General features: G+C 71.9%; 20 protein-coding genes and 1 tRNA gene. 11 read left to right on the top strand and 10 right to left on the bottom strand.

Annotated features, from left to right (window positions below; translation table 11 throughout):
* The first annotated feature begins 94 nt into the window (after positions 1 to 94).
* Complete coding sequence (locus ACZ63I_RS00780) at positions 95 to 649, top strand: Lrp/AsnC family transcriptional regulator (RefSeq protein ID WP_469334020.1); 555 nt, start codon at positions 95 to 97, stop codon at positions 647 to 649.
* A gap of 46 nt (positions 650 to 695) precedes the next feature.
* Here ACZ63I_RS00780 and ACZ63I_RS00775 read toward each other — a convergent pair whose 3' ends face one another.
* The gene (locus tag ACZ63I_RS00775; RefSeq protein ID WP_469334018.1) at positions 696 to 1286 is read right to left on the bottom strand and encodes a TetR/AcrR family transcriptional regulator; all 591 of its coding nucleotides are present in this window, start codon (positions 1284 to 1286) and stop codon (positions 696 to 698) included.
* Positions 1283 to 2809: a 3-hydroxyacyl-CoA dehydrogenase gene (locus ACZ63I_RS00770; RefSeq protein WP_469334016.1), complete on the bottom strand. Its 1527-nt coding sequence runs from the start codon at positions 2807 to 2809 to the stop codon at positions 1283 to 1285. The genes ACZ63I_RS00775 and ACZ63I_RS00770 overlap by 4 nt, the downstream gene beginning before the upstream one ends.
* Positions 2810 to 2966: 157 nt before the next feature.
* Here ACZ63I_RS00770 and paaN point away from each other — a divergent pair, with 157 nt between their 5' ends.
* The gene (paaN, locus tag ACZ63I_RS00765; protein ID WP_469334014.1) at positions 2967 to 4661 is read left to right on the top strand and encodes a phenylacetic acid degradation protein PaaN; all 1695 of its coding nucleotides are present in this window, start codon (positions 2967 to 2969) and stop codon (positions 4659 to 4661) included.
* 13 nt (positions 4662 to 4674) lie between these two features.
* Here paaN and ACZ63I_RS00760 read toward each other — a convergent pair whose 3' ends face one another.
* Genes ACZ63I_RS00760 through ACZ63I_RS00750 form a run of 3 tightly spaced genes read right to left on the bottom strand, consistent with a single transcriptional unit; the run spans position 4675 to position 7392 of the window.
* Complete coding sequence (locus tag ACZ63I_RS00760) at positions 4675 to 5433, bottom strand: TrmH family RNA methyltransferase (protein WP_469334012.1); 759 nt, start codon at positions 5431 to 5433, stop codon at positions 4675 to 4677.
* Between the two features lie 4 nt (positions 5434 to 5437).
* Positions 5438 to 6658, bottom strand: a complete 1221-nt coding sequence (locus tag ACZ63I_RS00755; protein WP_469334010.1) for an HTTM domain-containing protein — start codon at positions 6656 to 6658, stop codon at positions 5438 to 5440.
* On the bottom strand, positions 6655 to 7392 hold the full coding sequence (locus tag ACZ63I_RS00750) for a DUF5819 family protein (protein WP_469334008.1): 738 nt from the start codon (positions 7390 to 7392) through the stop codon (positions 6655 to 6657). The genes ACZ63I_RS00755 and ACZ63I_RS00750 overlap by 4 nt, the downstream gene beginning before the upstream one ends.
* A 113-nt stretch (positions 7393 to 7505) precedes the next feature.
* Here ACZ63I_RS00750 and paaA point away from each other — a divergent pair, with 113 nt between their 5' ends.
* The 5 genes from paaA to ACZ63I_RS00725 are packed head-to-tail and all read left to right on the top strand — an operon-like array spanning position 7506 to position 11087.
* On the top strand, positions 7506 to 8495 hold the full coding sequence (gene paaA / locus ACZ63I_RS00745) for a 1,2-phenylacetyl-CoA epoxidase subunit PaaA (protein WP_469334007.1): 990 nt from the start codon (positions 7506 to 7508) through the stop codon (positions 8493 to 8495).
* Positions 8492 to 8782, top strand: coding sequence for a 1,2-phenylacetyl-CoA epoxidase subunit PaaB (gene paaB / locus ACZ63I_RS00740; protein ID WP_469334005.1), 291 nt, complete (start codon positions 8492 to 8494; stop codon positions 8780 to 8782). Before paaA ends, paaB begins: the two co-directional genes overlap by 4 nt.
* Positions 8779 to 9489 carry a 1,2-phenylacetyl-CoA epoxidase subunit PaaC gene (gene paaC / locus ACZ63I_RS00735; RefSeq protein ID WP_469334003.1) on the top strand — a complete coding sequence of 237 codons (711 nt, stop codon included), beginning with the start codon at positions 8779 to 8781 and terminating at the stop codon, positions 9487 to 9489. Before paaB ends, paaC begins: the two co-directional genes overlap by 4 nt.
* Entirely contained in the window at positions 9483 to 10016 is a 534-nt protein-coding gene (gene paaD, locus ACZ63I_RS00730) for a 1,2-phenylacetyl-CoA epoxidase subunit PaaD (RefSeq protein ID WP_469334001.1), read from the top strand. Before paaC ends, paaD begins: the two co-directional genes overlap by 7 nt.
* Positions 10017 to 11087, top strand: a complete 1071-nt coding sequence (locus tag ACZ63I_RS00725) for a 2Fe-2S iron-sulfur cluster-binding protein (protein WP_469333999.1) — start codon at positions 10017 to 10019, stop codon at positions 11085 to 11087.
* A gap of 187 nt (positions 11088 to 11274) precedes the next feature.
* Here the strand turns inward: ACZ63I_RS00725 and ACZ63I_RS00720 are convergent, their stop codons facing one another.
* The 4 genes from ACZ63I_RS00720 to ACZ63I_RS00705 form a co-directional block, all read right to left on the bottom strand.
* The gene (locus ACZ63I_RS00720) at positions 11275 to 11619 is read right to left on the bottom strand and encodes a rhodanese-like domain-containing protein (protein WP_469333997.1); all 345 of its coding nucleotides are present in this window, start codon (positions 11617 to 11619) and stop codon (positions 11275 to 11277) included.
* A 43-nt stretch (positions 11620 to 11662) separates the two neighbouring features.
* Positions 11663 to 12553 carry a hypothetical protein gene (locus tag ACZ63I_RS00715; protein ID WP_469335494.1) on the bottom strand — a complete coding sequence of 297 codons (891 nt, stop codon included), beginning with the start codon at positions 12551 to 12553 and terminating at the stop codon, positions 11663 to 11665.
* A gap of 31 nt (positions 12554 to 12584) precedes the next feature.
* Positions 12585 to 14021, bottom strand: a complete 1437-nt coding sequence (locus ACZ63I_RS00710) for a DUF2252 domain-containing protein (RefSeq protein ID WP_469333995.1) — start codon at positions 14019 to 14021, stop codon at positions 12585 to 12587.
* Positions 14022 to 14210: 189 nt separating this feature from the next.
* Positions 14211 to 14561 carry a winged helix-turn-helix transcriptional regulator gene (locus tag ACZ63I_RS00705; protein WP_469333994.1) on the bottom strand — a complete coding sequence of 117 codons (351 nt, stop codon included), beginning with the start codon at positions 14559 to 14561 and terminating at the stop codon, positions 14211 to 14213.
* Positions 14562 to 14713: 152 nt separating this feature from the next.
* Here ACZ63I_RS00705 and ACZ63I_RS00700 point away from each other — a divergent pair, with 152 nt between their 5' ends.
* A complete protein-coding gene (locus tag ACZ63I_RS00700) occupies positions 14714 to 15328 on the top strand; it encodes an FMN-dependent NADH-azoreductase (RefSeq protein WP_469333992.1) in 615 nt (204 codons plus the stop codon).
* Between the two features lie 103 nt (positions 15329 to 15431).
* Here ACZ63I_RS00700 and ACZ63I_RS00695 read toward each other — a convergent pair.
* Positions 15432 to 15515, bottom strand: a tRNA-Leu gene (locus ACZ63I_RS00695).
* 219 nt (positions 15516 to 15734) lie between these two features.
* Between ACZ63I_RS00695 and ACZ63I_RS00690 the strand changes: the two genes are divergently transcribed.
* From ACZ63I_RS00690 to ACZ63I_RS00680, 3 genes are read left to right on the top strand one after another with little or no spacing between them, the layout of a single operon-like run.
* Positions 15735 to 15881, top strand: a complete 147-nt coding sequence (locus ACZ63I_RS00690) for a hypothetical protein (protein WP_469333990.1) — start codon at positions 15735 to 15737, stop codon at positions 15879 to 15881.
* Complete coding sequence (locus tag ACZ63I_RS00685) at positions 15869 to 16726, top strand: FhaA domain-containing protein (protein ID WP_469333988.1); 858 nt, start codon at positions 15869 to 15871, stop codon at positions 16724 to 16726. The genes ACZ63I_RS00690 and ACZ63I_RS00685 overlap by 13 nt, the downstream gene beginning before the upstream one ends.
* Before the next feature lie 10 nt (positions 16727 to 16736).
* On the top strand, positions 16737 to 17252 hold the full coding sequence (locus tag ACZ63I_RS00680) for an FHA domain-containing protein FhaB/FipA (protein WP_041987466.1): 516 nt from the start codon (positions 16737 to 16739) through the stop codon (positions 17250 to 17252).
* The last annotated feature ends 135 nt before the right edge of the window (positions 17253 to 17387 follow it).

The raw sequence follows: 17387 nt of genomic DNA, 5'->3' as shown, positions 1-17387 counted from the left end.
GCATTTTGGCTACATGGGCCGCCAGCCTGTGGACAAACGGTTCTGCACAGCTTGGGATGGACACAGGGCGTCCACGACGGAGAGGCAGGGGGACATGGCGGCTGAACAAATGGCCGAAGGCGACGGCGGAGCGCGCGGCGAACGAACCGAACCCGCGCCGCCGCGCGCGCCGGAGCCGCCGCGTCCGCCGGAGCCGCCGCGCCCGCTGGACGACATCGACCGCGACATCCTGCGCATCCTGCAGACGGACGGCCGCGCCTCGATACGGTCCGTCGCCGAGCGCGTCCATGTCTCCCGCGCGAACGCGTACGCCCGGATCAACCGCCTGCTCGACGACGGCGTGATCAGCAGCTTCAGCGCCCGGATCAACCACGAGCGGGCCGGTCAGGGCGCCTCGGCCTACATCACCCTGAAGATCGTCCAGAATTCCTGGCGCACGGTGCGCGAACAGCTCCAGGAGCTGCCGGGCGCCGCGCACATCGCGCTGGTCAGCGGGGACTTCGACGTCCTGCTGCTGGTGCACACCCCGGACAACAGGACCCTGCGCGAGCTGGTCCTGACCCGGCTCCAGTCCATGCCGGAAGTGCTCTCGACCCGCACGCTGCTGGTCTTCGAGGAGACGGACCTGGACCCGGGTCCCGCGTTCTGAGCAGTCAGGGCTCGCACGGGAGCCTTACGGCTCGCGCGGGAGCCTCTTATGGCTTGCGCAGGCCGTCGAAGGCCAGCCGGACGACCGTGTCGGCGACCTGCCGGCCCTCGTAGCCGCCCGGCGCGTGCGGCCGGTACCACTCCACCAGCGAGTTGACCATGCCGAACAGCAGCCGCGTCGCCAGCCTGCTGTCCAGGTCGTCGCGGAGATCGCCCTCGGCGGCCGCCGCCTTCAGCAGCCCGGCCACCCGCTGGTCGAACTCGCGCCGCCGCTCCATGGCCCAGCGTTCGGTCTCGGTGTTGCCCCGCACCCGCAGCAGCAGCGTCACGTACGGCAGCTCCGCGATCAGCACCTCGACCATGCGGCGCGTGACGTACTCGACGCGCGCCACCGCCCGCCCCTTCGTCGCCCCCTCGTCGTCCAGGATCCCGAACAGGCCGTCCAGGGCGCGGCTCACCGCCCGCCGCAGCAGCTCCTCCTTGCCGACCACATGGTGGTAGATCGACGACTTGGAGATCCCGGCCGCCTTGGAGAGATGCTCCATCGAGGTGCCGTCGTAGCCACGCTCGTTGAAGACCCGCACGGCGACCGTCAGCAGGGTCTCCGGCGTGTAGGTGTCGCGCCGCGCGGTGGTCATGAGCCTTCACCGCCCTGCCGCCGGTTCCCGCCGCGCCTGACCAGGGCCCGGGACGGGCTGTAGCGGCCCCCCGGATACATCTGCGCGAGTTCGGTGAGGAAATCCTGCGCCCAGTGCGCGCCGAGCCGCTCGGACCACTCCCCGGGACCGCCCGGATAGTTGACGCCGAGCTTCATGGCGGTGTCGATGTCCGCCGCGCTCGCCACCGCGCGCCCCTCGGCGTCTGCGGCGAAGTCGATCAGCATGGCGACCGTACGGGCGACGATCATGCCGGGGACGTCCTCGATGACGCTCACCTTCTTGCCGAGCCGCTGGAACAGCCCGACGGCGGCCCGCAGGTCCGCCGGATCGGCGCCCGCGCCCGGGGCGAGCGCCACCCGTGCGCAGGAGCGGTAGTCGAGGGCGAGGTCGAAGTGGATGTACGTCCCGTCGACGCCGTCCGAGGCGGAGGCCCCCGAGGCCAGGCCGAGATACGTGCCGCCGGGCAGCACGATCAGGCTGTCCGGCCCGTACTCCCGCTCGTCGTCACTGACCTTGATCCCGGCTTCCGCGATCATCGCGGGCAGCGCGGCGGCGGGTCCGAGATCGCCCCGGATCCCGACGGCCGCCGGGGGGTCGCAGGGCTCGGCCGTGTGCGGTGCGGGGGCCGGGGCGCCTTCGCCGTACGGGTACCAGCCGTGGCCCGTCTTGCGGCCGAGCCTGCCCGACTCGACGAGCCGGCGCTGGGCGAGCGAGGGCGTGAACTTCGGGTCGTGGAAGAAGGAGTCCCACACGCTGCGCGTCACGGCCTCGTTGACGTCCTGGCCGATCAGGTCGGTCAGCTCGAACGGCCCCATCCGGAAGCCCGCGCCCTCGCGCAGCACCGCGTCGATGGTGGCGGGGTCGGCCGCGCGCTCCTCGTAGAGCCGGAACGCCTCGGCGTAGAAGGGCCGGGCGATCCTGTTGACGATGAAGCCGGGGGTGTCGGCGCAGCGCACCGGTGTCTTGCCCCACGCGGCCGCTGTCGCGTACGCGCTGTCCGCCGCCGCCTCGTCCGTCGCGAAGCCGCTGACGACCTCGACCAGGGGGAGCAGCGGGGCGGGGTTGAAGAAGTGCAGTCCCACCAGCCGCCCCGGCAGGCGCAGCGCGCCGGCGACGGCCGTGACGGACAGGGACGAGGTGTTGGTGGCGAGGAGGCAGTCGTCGGGGACGACGGCTTCCAGGGCCGCGAACAGCTCCTGTTTGGCCGGGAGGTGTTCCACGACGGCCTCCACGACGAGCGCCGCGCCGGCCAGCTCGGCGATGTCGGCGGCCGGCCGCAGCCGGTCCCGCGCCGCGTCACGCTCCCGCGCGCTGAGCCTGCCCTTGTCGACGAGCCGGTCGAGGCGGCCCACGATGGCGGCCGCCGCCTGCTCGGCGCGGCCCGGGGCGGTGTCGTGGAGCCGTACGGGATGGCCCGCCACCAGTGCCACCTGGGCTATGCCCTGGCCCATGGTGCCCGCCCCGACGACCGCGACGGTCCGCGAGGTCTCGATAGCTGTCATGGTCGCGATCCTCTCGCATGCCTGATCCACAGGTGAGTTGTCCACAGATTCTGCGGGCCCCCTGGCACCGACCGATCGTTCGGTTACTCTAACTCTGTCCTTCCGATCGTGTCCCTGCACGTGTCCCTGCCCCAGCTCGATGAGGAGTTGGTCCGTCATGGCCGCTCAGCTCACCCCCCAGAAGCTCGCCGAGGCCCACCGGCCCACGCTCGACCAGGCGCTGGAAGCGATCCGCAGCCGCGCCTACTGGTCCCCCCATCCCGAGCACCCGAAGGCGTACGGCGAGAGCGCCCCCGCCGACGGGCTCGCCGCCTTCGACGCGCTGCGCGACACCCGCTTCGAGCTGGACCAGCCGGGCACCGACGGCTGGGCGGGTGGCGAGATCTCGCCGTACGGGCCCGCGCTCGGCATCGAGTATCCGCATGCCGACATCGACGTGCTGCTGCCCACGATGCGCGCGGGCGGCGCCGCCTGGCGGCAGGCGGGGCCCGAGACCCGCGCGCTGGTCTGCCTGGAGATCCTGGCGCGGATCAGCGCCAGGACGCATGAGTTCGCGCAGGCGGTCATGCACACCAGCGGCCAGGCGTTCATGATGGCGTTCCAGGCCGGCGGACCGCACGCGCAGGACCGCGGCATGGAGGCCGTGGCGTACGCGTACCAGGAGCAGACCCGCACGCCCGCCGTGGCCGACTGGTCCAAGCCGCAGGGCAAGCGCGGCCCGCTGGAGCTGCGGAAGTCCTTCACGGCCGTCCCGCGCGGTATCGCCCTGCTGATCGGCTGCAACACGTTCCCGACGTGGAACAGCTACCCGGGCCTGTTCGCCTCCCTGGCCACCGGCAACCCGGTCCTGGTCAAGCCGCACCCGCGGGCCGTGCTGCCCCTCGCGCTCACCGTCCGGGTGGCCCGCGAGGTGCTCGCCGAGGCCGGTTTCGACCCGAATCTGGTGGCGCTCGCCGTGGAGCGGCCCGGCGAGGGCATCGCCAAGACGCTCGCCGTGCGCCCCGAGATCCGGATCATCGACTACACGGGCTCGACGGCCTTCGGCGACTGGCTGGAGACCCACGCCCGGCAGGCGCAGGTCTACACGGAGAAGGCGGGCGTCAACACCGTCGTCATCGATTCGACCGACGACTACCGGGGCATGCTCGCCAATCTCGCCTTCTCGCTGTCGCTCTACAGCGGCCAGATGTGCACCACCCCGCAGAATCTGCTCGTCCCGCGCGACGGGATCACGACGGACGCGGGCGAGAAGTCGTACGACGAGGTGGTGGCCGACATCGCCGCCGCGGTCGGCGGGCTGCTCGGCGACGACGCGCGGGCCAACGCCCTGCTGGGCGCCCTGGTCAACCCCGACGTGAAGGCCCGGCTGGAAGCGGCGGCCGGTCTCGGCGAGGTGGCGCTTGCGTCCCGCGAGATCGCCCATCCGGACTTCCCCGAGGCCGTGGTCCGTACGCCGGTGATCGTGAAGAGCGACGGCGCGCGCAAGGTGTGGGAGAGCGAGGAGGACGTCCCGTATCTCGCCGAGTGCTTCGGCCCGGTGTCGTTCGCCGTCGCCGTGGACTCCACGGACGACGCGGTGGAGCTGCTGCGGCGCACGGTCCGCGACCGGGGCGCGATGACCGTCGGCGCGTACACGACGTCGGAGGAGGTCGAGCGGGCGATCGAGGACGTCTGCCTGGAGGAGCGCGCACAGCTCTCGCTCAATCTCACCAGCGGGGTCTATGTGAACCAGACGGCGGCCTTCTCGGACTTCCACGGCTCGGGCGGCAACCCCGCGGCCAACGCGGCGCTGTGCGACGCGGCGTTCGTGGCGAACCGCTTCCGGGTGGTGGAGGTGCGCCGCCAGGCCTGACGGCGGCCGCGGCTCAGACCTTGGGGCCCGTCCAGTGGAACAGCGTCATGGCCACGCTGGTCGCGAGGTTGTAGCTGGACACCTGCGGTCGCATCGGCAGCGACAGCAGTCCGGCCGCCCTGCTCCGCACCTCGGCCGAGAGCCCGTGCCGCTCGGAGCCGAAGGCGAGCAGGGCGCCGTCCGGGAGGGTCATGGACCTGATGTCGGCCCCCTCCGGGTCGAGCGCGTACAGCGGGCCCGGAGGGAAGTCGTCGAGGGGCAGTTGTTCGACGGCGGTGGCGAAGTGCAGCCCCGCGCCCGCCCGTACGGCGTTGGCGTGCCAGGGGTCCAGATCGCCGGTGGTGACCACCCCGGTCGCCCCGAAACCGGCCGCGAGCCGGACCACGGCGCCGACGTTCCCCAGATTGCGCGGATTGTCCAGGACGACCACGGGGGACGGGCGGGGCAGCGCGGCCAGCTTCGCCAGATTGACGCGCCGCTCGCGCCTGACCGCCAGGGCGGCGATCCGGGTGGCGTGGACCCGGGGCACCAGCTCCTTCAGGACCTGGGCCGGCACCTCCACGAGCCGGTCGCCGATCGCCTCGGTCAGGTCGTCGGCGAGTTCGGCGGCCAGCGCCAGGGCCGCCGCCTTGTCGCTGGTGACGGCGGACCGTACGTCGGCGCCGAAGCGCAGCGCGTGCTTCAGCGCGTGGAAGCCGTCGAGCACCACCAGTTCGGGGCCGGCCTCCCGCCACTGCCGTACGGCGCGGGCGGCGGCGTCAGCGTCGTTCATCGCCTCAGCCTACGGGCCGCTCGTCGGCGAGCGTGCGGGGCTGCTCTTCGCTGCCGCCGCGCTGACCGGGCAGTACGGCCCGGCCCCGGGTGAGCAGCCGGCCGCGGCCGGTCTCCGCCCAGCCGCCGAGCCTGCGCAGGAAGCCCGTCGGCAGGAACACTGCGTCGGCGGCGATCATCGCGAAGGAGAAGAACGGCAGCCCCAGCAGGACGGCGATGCCCGCGTGCTCCAGCATCATCGCGACCAGCAGCACGTTCTTGACGCGCCGGTTGAACAGCGTGAACGGGAAGGCGACCTGGACGATGACGGTGCCGTAGCTCAGCAGCATCACCATCGTGCCGTTGGCGGCGAGCAGGTCGGAGAGGGCGGGCCAGGGCGTGAAGTAGTCGAGCTTCAGCGGGTAGTACAGGGCCGTGCCGTCGCCCCAGCGGGAGCCCTGGATCTTGTACCAGCCGGCCGTGGCGTAGACGAGGCAGACCTGGCCCATGATCACGGCGAGGGCCGTGTTGTGGAGGATGTTGGCGAGGACGTCCAGCAGGGCGCGCGGCTGGCCGCCGGGCGCGTAGCGGTTCAGCGCCCACCACAGCGCGGCCATGCCCCACAGCCCCCAGAGCAGGACCCGCAGCCAGCTCTCCCCCTGGACCTTGCCCAGCAGCGTGGCGCCGATCAGGACGGCCCCGAGGACCGCCCACAGCACGGGCCCCGCCCGGTCCCTGCCCTGCTCCATGCCTGGCTCGCTGCCCCGCTCCCCAGCGGCACGCGCGGCACGCGCCGCGCGCCGGGCGTCCAGCGACCAGACCTGGCCGCAGCGGGTGAAGACGAGGTAGATCGCGATCACGTGGATCACGTTGTCGCCGCCGTCCCCGGCGAAGACGCTGCGGTTCTGCAGCGACAGCACGCCGAGCATGAACACCACGGACATGGCGCGGGTGCGCCAGCCGAGCATCAGCAGCAGTCCCGACACGACGGCGACGGCGTAGACGATCTCGAACCACGCCGTGCTCCGCGACCACATGAGCGCGCTGAAGGCGCCGTTGCCCGCGATGAGCTGGCTCGCCATGTCCCAGCTCCACGGCCCGCCGGGTCCGTACAGCTCGCGGCGGTGCGGCAGCTCGCGCAGCAGGAAGGCCAGCCAGGTGGCGGCGAAGCCGATCCGGACGACCGCGCTCTGGTACGGGCCGAGGGCGGCGCCGGTGATCCGCTGGACCGCGCGCGCCGCGTTCACCGCGCCGCCCTCGTACCGGCGCCCGTACTGCCGTCCGCACTGGCAGCCGTACCGGCGCCGGCCGGCAGGTCGGCGGAGTTCACCGTCCACCAGGAGTAGGTGTGCAGGACGGGCCGGGTGTCGATCTTCTCGTCGCTCCACGGCGGGGCGGCCACGGTGCTGGTGGCCGACCTGAGCTGGACGCGGGCCACGGTCCCGCCCAGGTCGTGTCCGGCCAGCCGCAGCATCACGATGCGCCGGACGTAGCCCTCGGAGAGCTGGCCGCGCGTGCCGACCGGGCGGTCCTTGTCGTCGTGCGAGCCGGTGTAGAAGTCCCAGGCGCGGCGCAGCTCGTTCTGGTCGACATGGCTGGGCAGCGGATTGCCGCGTATCGCGGCGCCGTCCTCGGCCGAGAGGTCGATCCAGCGGCTGAGCGTGCGCTCCCCCGCCGCGGTCTCGACCTCGGCGCGCGCCTGGACGTGGATGTTCTGCTGGAGGGGGTTGGGGGCGAACAGCTTCCAGTTCTGCTCGAACTCGGGATTGACCCACTCGGCGACGGCCTTGCCGTGCTCCTTGGTGACCGTGTTCGAGGGGGCGACGTACAGGAACACCATGGCCAGATGCGCGCAGCCGAGCAGTCCCACGACGGCGAGCGCGACGGCGGCGGCCACCTGGAAGGGGAAGGAGAGCCCCGCTATGCCAGGGCCTGGCGGGGGCGGCGCGTCCCGCGCACCCTCGTCGTCGTACGAAACCATCCCGCCCCGATCGCCGTCGCGCCCCCCGCGAGCCGTCCAAGGGTTGACACCCTACGGGCCGCCGACCCACCATTGAAGTCCATGAACCGAACGATCGGTCGGTAGGAGTCCTGATGACGGCAGAGGCCGCGCCGGAAACGGCGGCGGGAGTGGCGGAGGCGTTCGAGGCCGCGTTCGACGCGGCCGTGGCCGCCGAGGAGCGCATCGAGCCGCGCGACTGGATGCCGGACGCGTACCGGGCCTCGCTGGTCCGCCAGATGGCGCAGCACGCCCATTCGGAGATCATCGGCATGCAGCCGGAGGCCAACTGGATCACCCGCGCGCCCTCGCTGCGCCGCAAGGCGATCCTGATGGCCAAGGTCCAGGACGAGGCGGGACACGGCCTCTACCTCTACAGCGCGGCGGAGACGCTCGGCACGAGCCGCGACGAGCTGCTGGACAAGCTGCACTCCGGCCGCCAGAAATACTCGTCGATCTTCAACTATCCGACGCTGACCTGGGCGGACGTCGGCGCGATCGGCTGGCTGGTGGACGGCGCCGCGATCACCAATCAGGTCCCGCTCTGCCGCTGCTCCTACGGGCCTTACGCACGCGCGATGGTCCGGATCTGCAAGGAGGAGTCCTTCCACCAGCGCCAGGGCTACGAGCTGCTGCTGGCCCTGAGCAAGGGCACCCCCGCCCAGCACGCGATGGCGCAGGACGCGGTGGACCGCTGGTGGTGGCCGTCGCTGATGATGTTCGGCCCGCCCGACGACGCGTCGGCGCACTCGGCGCAGTCCATGGCCTGGCGCATCAAGCGGCATTCCAACGACGAGCTGCGCCAGCGGTTCGTGGACATAGCGGTCCCGCAGGCCGAGTCCCTCGGTCTCACCCTCCCCGACCCTGACCTGCGCTGGAACGAGGAGCGGGGCAAGCACGACTTCGGGGCGATCGACTGGACGGAGTTCCAGCAGGTCCTGAAGGGCAACGGCCCCTGCAACGAGCAGCGGCTCACCCAGCGCCGGCAGGCGCACGACGAGGGCGCCTGGGTCCGGGACGCCGCCGCTGCCTACGCGGCGAAGCACACGGGACCCCGGGCGCACGGCGGAGAGGCAGCGGCATGAGCGGCTCGACCGACTGGCCCCTGTGGGAGGTCTTCGTACGCTCCCGGCGCGGCCTCTCGCACACCCACGCGGGCAGCCTGCACGCCCCGGACGCCGAGATGGCCCTGCGCAACGCCCGGGACCTGTACACCCGGCGCAGCGAGGGCGTCTCGATCTGGGTCGTGCCGTCCAGCGCGATCGAGGCGTCGTCGCCCGACGAGAAGGATCCGTTCTTCGCCCCGGCCGCCGACAAGGTGTACCGGCATCCGACCTTCTACGAGATCCCGGACGGGGTGAAGCACCTGTGAGCGCGGCCCTCGCCCTCGGCGACGACGCGCTGGTGCTCTCGCACCGGCTGGGGGAGTGGGCGGGCCACGCCCCGGTGCTGGAGGAGGACGTGGCGCTCGCCAACATCGCGCTCGACCTGCTGGGCCAGGCCCGGATACTGCTCTCCCTCGTCGGCGACGAGGACGAGCTGGCCTACCTCAGGGAGGAACGCGCCTTCCGCAACCTCCAGTTGGTCGAGCAGCCGAACGGCGACTTCGCGCACACCATCGCCCGCCAGCTCTACTTCTCCACCTACCAGCTCCTGCTGTACGGGGAGCTGGCCGCCGGGGACGGCGAGTTGGCCCCGCTCGCCGCGAAGGCCGTCAAAGAGGTCACCTACCACCGGGACCATGCCGAGCAGTGGACGCTGCGGCTCGGCGACGGCACGGCGGAGAGCCACGAGCGGATGACGCGCGGCCTGGCAGCGCTCTGGCGCTTCACCGGGGAGATGTTCCGCCCGGCGGCCGGACTCGAAACGCTCGACGTCGACTGGAGCGCCCTGCGGGCCGGTTGGACCGAGTCCGTCACGGACGTCCTGAAGCGGGCCACCCTGTCCGTACCGGAGGGACCCGACTCCGGGGCGTGGACGGCGGGCGCCGGGCGGCAGGGGCTGCACACCGAGCCGTTCGGCCGGATGCTCGCCGAGATGCAGCATCTGCACCGCAGCCACCCGGGGGCGTCATGGTGAATCCCCCCGCGGCTACGGCGTCGGCGACCGCCCCGACCGCCCCGACGGCGCTGGAGGCCGAGCTGCGCCGGCTCGCCGGTGCCGTACCCGACCCCGAACTGCCCGTCGTCACGCTGGAGGAGCTGGGCGTCCTGCGCGCCGTGCGGGTCAGCGGACCGGGCTCCGTCCGGGTCGAGCTGACCCCGACGTACACCGGCTGCCCGGCGATCGAGACGATGTCCGCGGACATCGAGCAGGTGCTGCACGCGCGCGGGATGCCGGAGGTCGCCGTCGTCACGGTGCTCTCCCCGCCCTGGTCGACGGACGACATCAGCGCCGAAGGCCGCCGCAAACTCGCCGAGTCCGGCATCGCGCCGCCCCGCCCGCAGGGCGCGGCAGGCCCCGTGCCGCTCTCGCTGGCCATCCGCTGCCCGCACTGCGGCTCGACCGACACGGAACTGCTCAGCAGGTTCTCCTCCACCGCGTGCAAGGCGCTGCGCCGCTGCGCGGCCTGCCGTGAACCGTTCGACCACTTCAAGGAGTTGTAGATGTTCCATCCGCTCCGGGTCAGCGAGGTCGAGCGGCTCACCGACGACGCGGTGGCCGTGACCTTCGCCGTACCGCCCGCGCTGCGCGAGACGTTCCGGCACACCCCGGGCCAGCATGTCGCCCTGCGCAGGACGGTGGAGGGCGCGGAGATCCGGCGTACGTACTCGATCTGCGCGCCCGCGGGGGCCGAGCCCCTGCTGCGGGTGGGGATCCGGCTGGTCGACGGCGGCGAGTTCTCGACGTACGCCTTCAAGGAACTGACCGCGGGCGACACGGTCGACGTCATGGAGCCGACCGGCCGGTTCGTCCTGGAGCCGCGCGCGGGGCATTTCGCCGCCGTCGTCGGCGGCAGCGGCATCACCCCGGTCCTGTCGATCGCGGCCACGCTGCTGGCGCGGGAGCCCGCCGCCCGGTTCTGCCTGGTACGCGCCGACCGGTCCGTGGCGTCGACGATGTTCCTGGAGGAGGTCGCCGACCTCAAGGACCGCTACCCCGACCGCTTCCAACTGGTCACCGTCGTCTCACGCGAGGAGCAGCAGACCGGGCTGCCTTCGGGACGGCTCGACCAGGAGCGGCTGGCCGGACTGCTGCCCGCGCTGCTGCCGGTGGCCGACGTGGACGGCTGGTTCCTGTGCGGACCGCTCGGCCTGGTCGCCGGCGCGGACCGCGCGCTGCGCGGGCTCGGCGTCCCCCGGAGCCTGATCCATCAGGAGATCTTCCACGTCGACGAGGAGACGGCCGGCGGCACCGCGATCGCCGACTCCCCCTCGACAGCGGCGGCGCGGGCGCCCGAGGGCAGCACGCTCACCGCGACGCTCGACGGCCGCTCGGGCAACTGGCCGGTCAGGGAAGGCGAATCCCTGCTGGAGACGGTGCTCCGCAGCCGCGCCGACGCCCCGTACGCCTGCAAGGGCGGCGTCTGCGGCACCTGCCGGGCGTTCCTGGTCTCGGGCGAGGTCAGGATGGACCGCAACTTCGCGCTGGAGCCGGAGGAGACGGACGCGGGCTACGTACTGGCCTGCCAGTCCCACCCGGCGACCGCCGAGGTGGAGCTGGACTTCGACCGCTAGGGCTGTCCGGCCGTGCGTCGCAAGCCCGTGCCGCACGGCACGGCAACCGGCCTCGTTGTCGGACCGATCCCGGCAGCGGCCGGTGTCCGGCCCGCGACGTCCGGCGCGGGCGGCACGCGGGCCGCGCGCTGTCCCAACGACCGGCCCCCGGGCCGTCGTTCGTGTCCTGGGGGCCCCTGACGGGCGCTCAGAGCACGAACGCCGGGCTGCCGTCGTCCGTCACCATCGGGCGTCCCGCGCCGTCCCAGGCGAGCATTCCGCCGTCCACGTTCACCGCGTCCACACCCTGCTGGACCAGATACTGGGTGACCTGCGCCGAGCGACCGCCGACCCGGCAGACGACGTACGCCTTGCGGCCGTCCGAGACCGCCTCGGTGACCTCGCCGAAGCGCGCCACGAAGTCGCTCATCGGGACGTGCAGGGCGCCTTCGGCATGACCGGCCGCCCATTCGTCGTCCTCGCGGACGTCCAGCAGGAAACCGTCGGACGGGACCGCCGCGACATCGACCGAGGGCAGCGGGGCGAAGTTCATGGGTGGTGCCTTCTCTCGTACGGGAAAAACGTCCGCAAAAAACCTAACCCACCAGCGCCGCCAGCTCGGCCTCGCGCTCGGCGACCTGCGCCAGCAACTGCTCGGCGATCTCTTCGAGCAGCCGGTCGGGGTCGTCGGGCGCCATCCGCAGCATGGAGCCGATCGCGCCCTCCTCAAGATCCTTGGCGACCAGCGTCAGCAGCTCCTTGCGCTGCGACAGCCAGTCCAGCCGGGCGTACAGCTCGTCGCTCTCGCTCAGCCGGGGCTCGGCGGGGGCAGGGCCCGCCGCCCACTCCTCGGCCAGCTCCCGCAGCAGCGGCTCGTCGCCGCGCCCGTACGCCGCGTTGACCCGTGTGATGAATTCCTCACGCCGCTCCCGCTCCGGCTCGTCCTGCGCAAGGTCGGGATGAGCCTTGCGGGCCAGATCGCGGTACAGCTTGCGGGCCTCGTCGCTCGGCCGCACCCGCTTGGGCGGCCGGACCGGCTGATCGGTCAGCATGGCGGCCGCCTCGGGCGACAGGCCGTCGGAGTCCAGCCAGTCGTGGAACAGCTCCTCGACGCCGGGCATCGGCTGGACCATCGCACGGGCCTCCTGGGCCTTGCGCAGATCCTCCGGGTCGCCGGAGTGCTTCGCCTTCGCCTCGGCGATCAGCGCGTCCAGCTCGTCCAGCCTGGAGTACATCGGGCCGAGCCGCTGGTGGTGCAGCCGGGAGAAGTTCTCCACCTCGACCCGGAAGGTCTCCAGCGCGATCTCGAACTCGATGAGCGCCTGCTCGGCCGCCCGCACCGCCTTCTCCAGCCGGGCCTCCGGCCGGGGCGGGGCATCCGGCGACGGCGTCGTGGACGGGGTCGTGGGCTGCGTCACATCCGGCACGTCTGGCACGTCCTGCTTGTCGTCGTTACGGATCGTCGGCTCCCCGGGGACGTCCTGCATCACCGCACCAGCCTACGGGGCCGTCCGGGGGTCACACCCCCAGCTCGGCCGCTATCCGCCCGTTCCTGACCGCCGCCAGCAGCTCCGCGTGATCCGCCTCCGTACGGTCGGCGTATGTGACGGCGAAGGCGGCCACCGCCGAGTCCAGCTCGTCGCTCTTGCCCGCGTAGCCGGCGATCAGCCGCGGGTCGACGCTGTGCGCATGCGCCCTGGCCAGCAGCGCGCCGGTCATCCGGCCGTAGTCGTCGAGCTGTCCGTCCGCCAGCGCCGCCGGGTCCACGCTCCCCTTGCGGTTCCTGAACTGCCGTACCTGGAACGGCCTGCCGTCGACCGTGGTCCAGCCCAGCAGACTGTCGCTGACGACCTGCATCCGCTTCTGCCCGAGCACCACCCTGCGACCCTCGTGCGCGACGGCGGGCGACCGGAACCCGATGGCCGCCAGCGACGGCAGCAGCGCCGAGGCGCGCGCCTCCTTCACCTGGAGCACCAGCGGCTCCCCCCTGTGGTCGATCAGCAGGACCACGTACGACCGCGTTCCGACGCTGCCGGTGCCGACGACGCGGAACGCCACGTCATGGATCGCGTACCGGGCGAGCAGCGGCAGCCGGTCGTCGGCGAGGGTGCCCACGTACCCCTCCAGCGAGCCGGCCACGGCCGCCGCCTCCGCGTCGGGCACCCGGCGCAGCACGGGCGGCGCGTCGACGAAGCGCCGCCGCGCCCCGCGCCCGCCGGGCGACCCGTCCTCCTCGGGGACCGCCTCGGTCGACTTGGCGGCGAACCGGGCGCTGGTGTTCTTGCGCGCCTTCTCGGACACCCGCTCCAGCGTGCCCATCAGATCGCGGGCGTCCGCGTGCGAGACGAGCTTCTCGTCGGCGATCGCGTTCCACGCGTCGAGCGCGGGCAGTTTGGCCAGCAGCCGCATCGTGCGCCGGTAGGCCCCCACCGCGTCGTACGCGGCGCCCCGGCAGCTCTCCTCGTCCGCGCCCGCCTCCCGCCCGGCCAGCACCAGCGACGCGGCGAGGCGTTTGACGTCCCACTCCCACGGACCGGCCGCGGTCTCGTCGAAGTCGTTGAGGTCCATCACCAGATGGCCGCGCGAATCGCCGTACAGGCCGAAGTTGGCCGCATGCGCGTCACCGCAGATCTGCGCGCCGACCCCGGTAACGGGGGTGCCGACCAGATCATGGGCCATCAGCCCGGCGGCGCCGCGCAGAAAGGCGAAGGGCGACGCCGCCATCCTGCCGACCCGCAGCGGCGCGAGCCCCGGCACCCGGCCCCTGCTGGACTCCTCGACGGCACGCACGGCGTCGGGCCGGGACGCCGCGAACACCACCGAGTCGTGCGAGGAGCGGGGCACCCTGCTGCGCAGCTCGTGCCCGGCCGCCTTGGGCGAACCCGCCGCCACCGGCGGCGCGAAGCCAGGCACCGCCGGGATCCGCCCGGCCCCCACCGATCCGACCTCGCCCATGGCGCGCCGCCTCCCCCCGTACTCGGCCGGCCTGCGCCGGACCAACATCAACTGCCCCTGACCGTACCGCCGGTCAAGGAAAGCCGTCGCCCCCTGTGGACAACCCGGTGGAGACGGTTGTCCACAGGGTCCACCGACCCGCCGGTCCCGCAGACTCCACCGGTCCCGCAGCCCCCGCGCCCCCGCCGCCTAGCAGGGCGCCTGCGGCGGCTCGCGCAGATACGACTGCGCCCACGTCGAGAGTTCCTTCAGCGCGGGCTCCATCGCGGCCCCCGCCTCCGTCAGCCGGTACGAGACCCGCAGCGGCGGCCCCTCGTCCACCTCGCGCAGCACGAGACCCGCGGCCCCCAGCTCGGTCAGCCGGTCCGAGAGCATGCGTTCGCTGATGCCGGGGATCGCCCGCCGCAGCTCGGCGAAGTGGACGGCGCGCTCCATGAGGACGGAGACGATCGGGCCGGTCCAACGCTTGCCGAACAGCTCGAAGACGCGGGAGATCCCCACGTCGACCTTCTTGCACGCGCCCTCGCTGTGCTCCGTCATGTCCACAGAGTACTGGCCTCCCGACCCGGGATGAAAAAAAGTAAGCGACTATGTTATTCATAGGTACGAACGGAAAATCCGCTCACTGCTCAGCCCGCGTTTTCCCACGTTCCCCCCCTGTTTCCCGCCGTTCCCCACGTATGGAGATCCCCATGGCCACGCTGCTGCACATCGACTCCGCCGTCTTCCCCGAGGGTTCCGCCTCCCGCGACATCACCTCGGTGTTCGTCAAGAGCTGGCTGGAGCAGCACCCCGAGGGCAAGGTCGTCTACCGCGACCTCGCCGCCTCCCCGCTGCCGCACCTCGACGTCGCCGCCGTTTCGGCCGGTGCGGGCCACGCCCTGCGCGCCGAGCTGGCCGACGAGCTGGCCGCCGCCGACGCGGTGCTGATCGGCGCCCCGATGTACAACTTCACGATCGCCTCCACCCTGAAGGCATGGCTCGACCTGGTCATCATCAACGGCCACAACGCCGGTGAGAACAGCCCGATCGCCGGCACCCCCTTCACCGTCGTCGCCAGCCGCGGCGGCTCGTACGCCCCCGGCACCCCGCGCGAGGACTTCGAGTTCGTCCAGAACTACCTGCAGAAGGTCCTGACCGGCATGTTCGGCGTCACCGACCTGGAGTTCATCGTCCCCGAGCTGACGCTGGCCCACACCGTGCCCGCGATGACCGAGCTGATCCCGCTCGCCGAGGCCTCCCGCGCCAAGGCCCGCGAGGACGCCGAGTCGAAGGCCAAGGCCCTCGCCTCCCGGCTCGCCGCCTGATCCCCAGCACGAAGAATCCCGGAGCACGAGGCCCCGGAGGGCCAAGAAGCCCCGGTAGCACGAAGAAGCCCCGTAGGTCGATGACCTACGGGGCTTCCATCTGTGCGCGAGGGGGGAGTTGAACCCCCACGCCCTTTCGGGCACTGGAACCTGAATCCAGCGCGTCTGCCTATTCCGCCACCCGCGCATTGGGTGTGCCGTCCGGTGCTTCACCTGCGGTCTTGCCGGTGCGCGCTCCTGGCGACATCGAGAAGATTAGCACGCAGCGGAGGGTGGGTTCACATCCAATTGTTTGAGCGGTCCGAACTCGGAACAGGGAACGGAGAGCCGTCGCCCCCCACTCCTCCTGAGTGCACCCGGGGTGCGGGACACTGTCAGGAGGCCCCCTCTACGATCCGTGTGAGAGGTGACACTCATCGACGGGGCAGACAAGGGGAACCAGCCGATTTCCCGACGCGTGGATACGATCAGTAAGCACGACAGCGGCAGCGTCAACGCCGATCCGGCCACCGACGCCGAGAACTACCGAGGAGGTGCCTCATGGGAGTCCTGAAGAAGTTCGAGCAACGCCTCGAAGGTCTGGTCAACGGCACCTTCGCGAAGGTGTTCAAGTCCGAGGTCCAGCCGGTCGAGATCGCCGGCGCCCTGCAACGCGAATGCGACAACAACGCAACGATCTGGAACCGCGAGCGGACCGTCGTACCGAACGACTTCATCGTCGAGCTGAGCACGCCCGACTACGAGCGCCTCAGCCCGTACTCCGGCCAGCTCGGCGACGAACTGGCCGGTCTGGTGCGCGACTACGCGAAGCAGCAGCGCTACACCTTCATGGGCACGATCAAGGTCCATCTGGAGAAGGCCGACGACCTCGACACCGGGCTCTACCGGGTGCGCAGCCGCACCCTCGCCTCAAGTACGTCGCAGGCGGGACCCGGCGGCGGCAACGGCGGCCCGGCAGGCCTGCAGGCCAGTGCTCCCGGCGGTTACGGCTATCCGCCCAGCGCCGTGCCCGCGGCTCCGCCCATGCCGGCGGCCCCGCCGCCCGGCGCCCGGCACCAGCCGCCGGCGGCCGGCCGGCACGCTCCGCCGCAGGCGCCGAGCGCGCTGCCGAACAACCAGGTCCGGCGGTGGATCGAGATCAACGGCAACCGCCACCAGATCTCCCGTCCGACGCTGGTGCTCGGCCGCAGCACCGACGCCGACGTGCGGATCGACGACCCCGGCGTATCGCGCCGGCACTGCGAGATCCGGGCCGGAACGCCCTCGACCATCCAGGATCTCGGGTCCACCAACGGCATCGTGGTAGACGGACAGCACACCACCCGCGCTACGCTCCGCGACGGCTCCCGGATCGTCGTGGGCCAAACCACCATCGTTTATCGGCAAGCCGAAGGGTGAAGCGGGGGCAATGTCAGAGCTGACCCTGACGGTCATGCGGCTAGGTTTCCTGGCCGTCTTGTGGCTGTTCGTGATCGTGGCCGTGCAGGTCATCCGCAGCGACCTGTTCGGAACGCGCGTCACGCAGCGCGGCTCACGCCGCAACAGCGACGCCAGACCGCAACAGGCCCGCCAGAACGCGGCTCCGCCGCAACAGCGCCAGCAGCAGGGGGGAAACAGGCAGCGCCGGGGAGCGCCGAGCAAGCTGGTCGTCTCCGAGGGCATCCTCACCGGAACCACGGTGGCCCTCCAGGGGCAGACCATCACGCTGGGCCGCGCCCACGATTCAACGATCGTGCTGGACGACGACTACGCGTCCTCCCGGCATGCCAGGATCTACCCGGACCGTGACGGCCAGTGGATCGTCGAGGATCTCGGGTCCACCAACGGCACGTATCTCGACCGGACCCGACTCACCACCCCGACCCCGATCCCCCTGGGTGCTCCGATCCGCATCGGCAAGACCGTCATCGAGCTGCGGAAGTAGTACGACAATGAGCGAGCGGAGCGAGCGAGCCGCAGCGGTCCCGACAGCGGACCAGGGCTGGCTCCCGACCGGAGGGTGGGCAGTGTGGCTCGATCGAGAGACCGGCTGGCCCCGGAGTCGGGGTCGACGGGCGAG

This window comes from Streptomyces sp. NPDC087906, assembly GCF_055584925.1.
Note: the sequence above shows the minus strand (reverse complement) of the source record. Positions and strands in the feature narration are given on the sequence as shown.

Bases quoted from the DNA above. Each gene is read 5' to 3' on its own strand.
- ACZ63I_RS00780 (WP_469334020.1), top strand. From the start codon at position 95: ATGGCGGCTGAACAAATGGCCGAAGGCGACGGCGGAGCGCGCGGCGAA.
- ACZ63I_RS00775 (WP_469334018.1), bottom strand. From the start codon at position 1,286: ATGACCACCGCGCGGCGCGACACCTACACGCCGGAGACCCTGCTGACG.
- ACZ63I_RS00770 (WP_469334016.1), bottom strand. From the start codon at position 2,809: ATGACAGCTATCGAGACCTCGCGGACCGTCGCGGTCGTCGGGGCGGGC.
- paaN (WP_469334014.1), top strand. From the start codon at position 2,967: ATGGCCGCTCAGCTCACCCCCCAGAAGCTCGCCGAGGCCCACCGGCCC.
- ACZ63I_RS00760 (WP_469334012.1), bottom strand. From the start codon at position 5,433: ATGAACGACGCTGACGCCGCCGCCCGCGCCGTACGGCAGTGGCGGGAG.
- ACZ63I_RS00750 (WP_469334008.1), bottom strand. From the start codon at position 7,392: ATGGTTTCGTACGACGACGAGGGTGCGCGGGACGCGCCGCCCCCGCCA.
- paaA (WP_469334007.1), top strand. From the start codon at position 7,506: ATGACGGCAGAGGCCGCGCCGGAAACGGCGGCGGGAGTGGCGGAGGCG.
- paaB (WP_469334005.1), top strand. From the start codon at position 8,492: ATGAGCGGCTCGACCGACTGGCCCCTGTGGGAGGTCTTCGTACGCTCC.
- paaD (WP_469334001.1), top strand. From the start codon at position 9,483: ATGGTGAATCCCCCCGCGGCTACGGCGTCGGCGACCGCCCCGACCGCC.
- ACZ63I_RS00725 (WP_469333999.1), top strand. From the start codon at position 10,017: ATGTTCCATCCGCTCCGGGTCAGCGAGGTCGAGCGGCTCACCGACGAC.
- ACZ63I_RS00720 (WP_469333997.1), bottom strand. From the start codon at position 11,619: ATGAACTTCGCCCCGCTGCCCTCGGTCGATGTCGCGGCGGTCCCGTCC.
- ACZ63I_RS00715 (WP_469335494.1), bottom strand. From the start codon at position 12,553: ATGCAGGACGTCCCCGGGGAGCCGACGATCCGTAACGACGACAAGCAG.
- ACZ63I_RS00710 (WP_469333995.1), bottom strand. From the start codon at position 14,021: ATGGGCGAGGTCGGATCGGTGGGGGCCGGGCGGATCCCGGCGGTGCCT.
- ACZ63I_RS00705 (WP_469333994.1), bottom strand. From the start codon at position 14,561: ATGACGGAGCACAGCGAGGGCGCGTGCAAGAAGGTCGACGTGGGGATC.
- ACZ63I_RS00700 (WP_469333992.1), top strand. From the start codon at position 14,714: ATGGCCACGCTGCTGCACATCGACTCCGCCGTCTTCCCCGAGGGTTCC.
- ACZ63I_RS00685 (WP_469333988.1), top strand. From the start codon at position 15,869: ATGGGAGTCCTGAAGAAGTTCGAGCAACGCCTCGAAGGTCTGGTCAAC.
- ACZ63I_RS00680 (WP_041987466.1), top strand. From the start codon at position 16,737: ATGTCAGAGCTGACCCTGACGGTCATGCGGCTAGGTTTCCTGGCCGTC.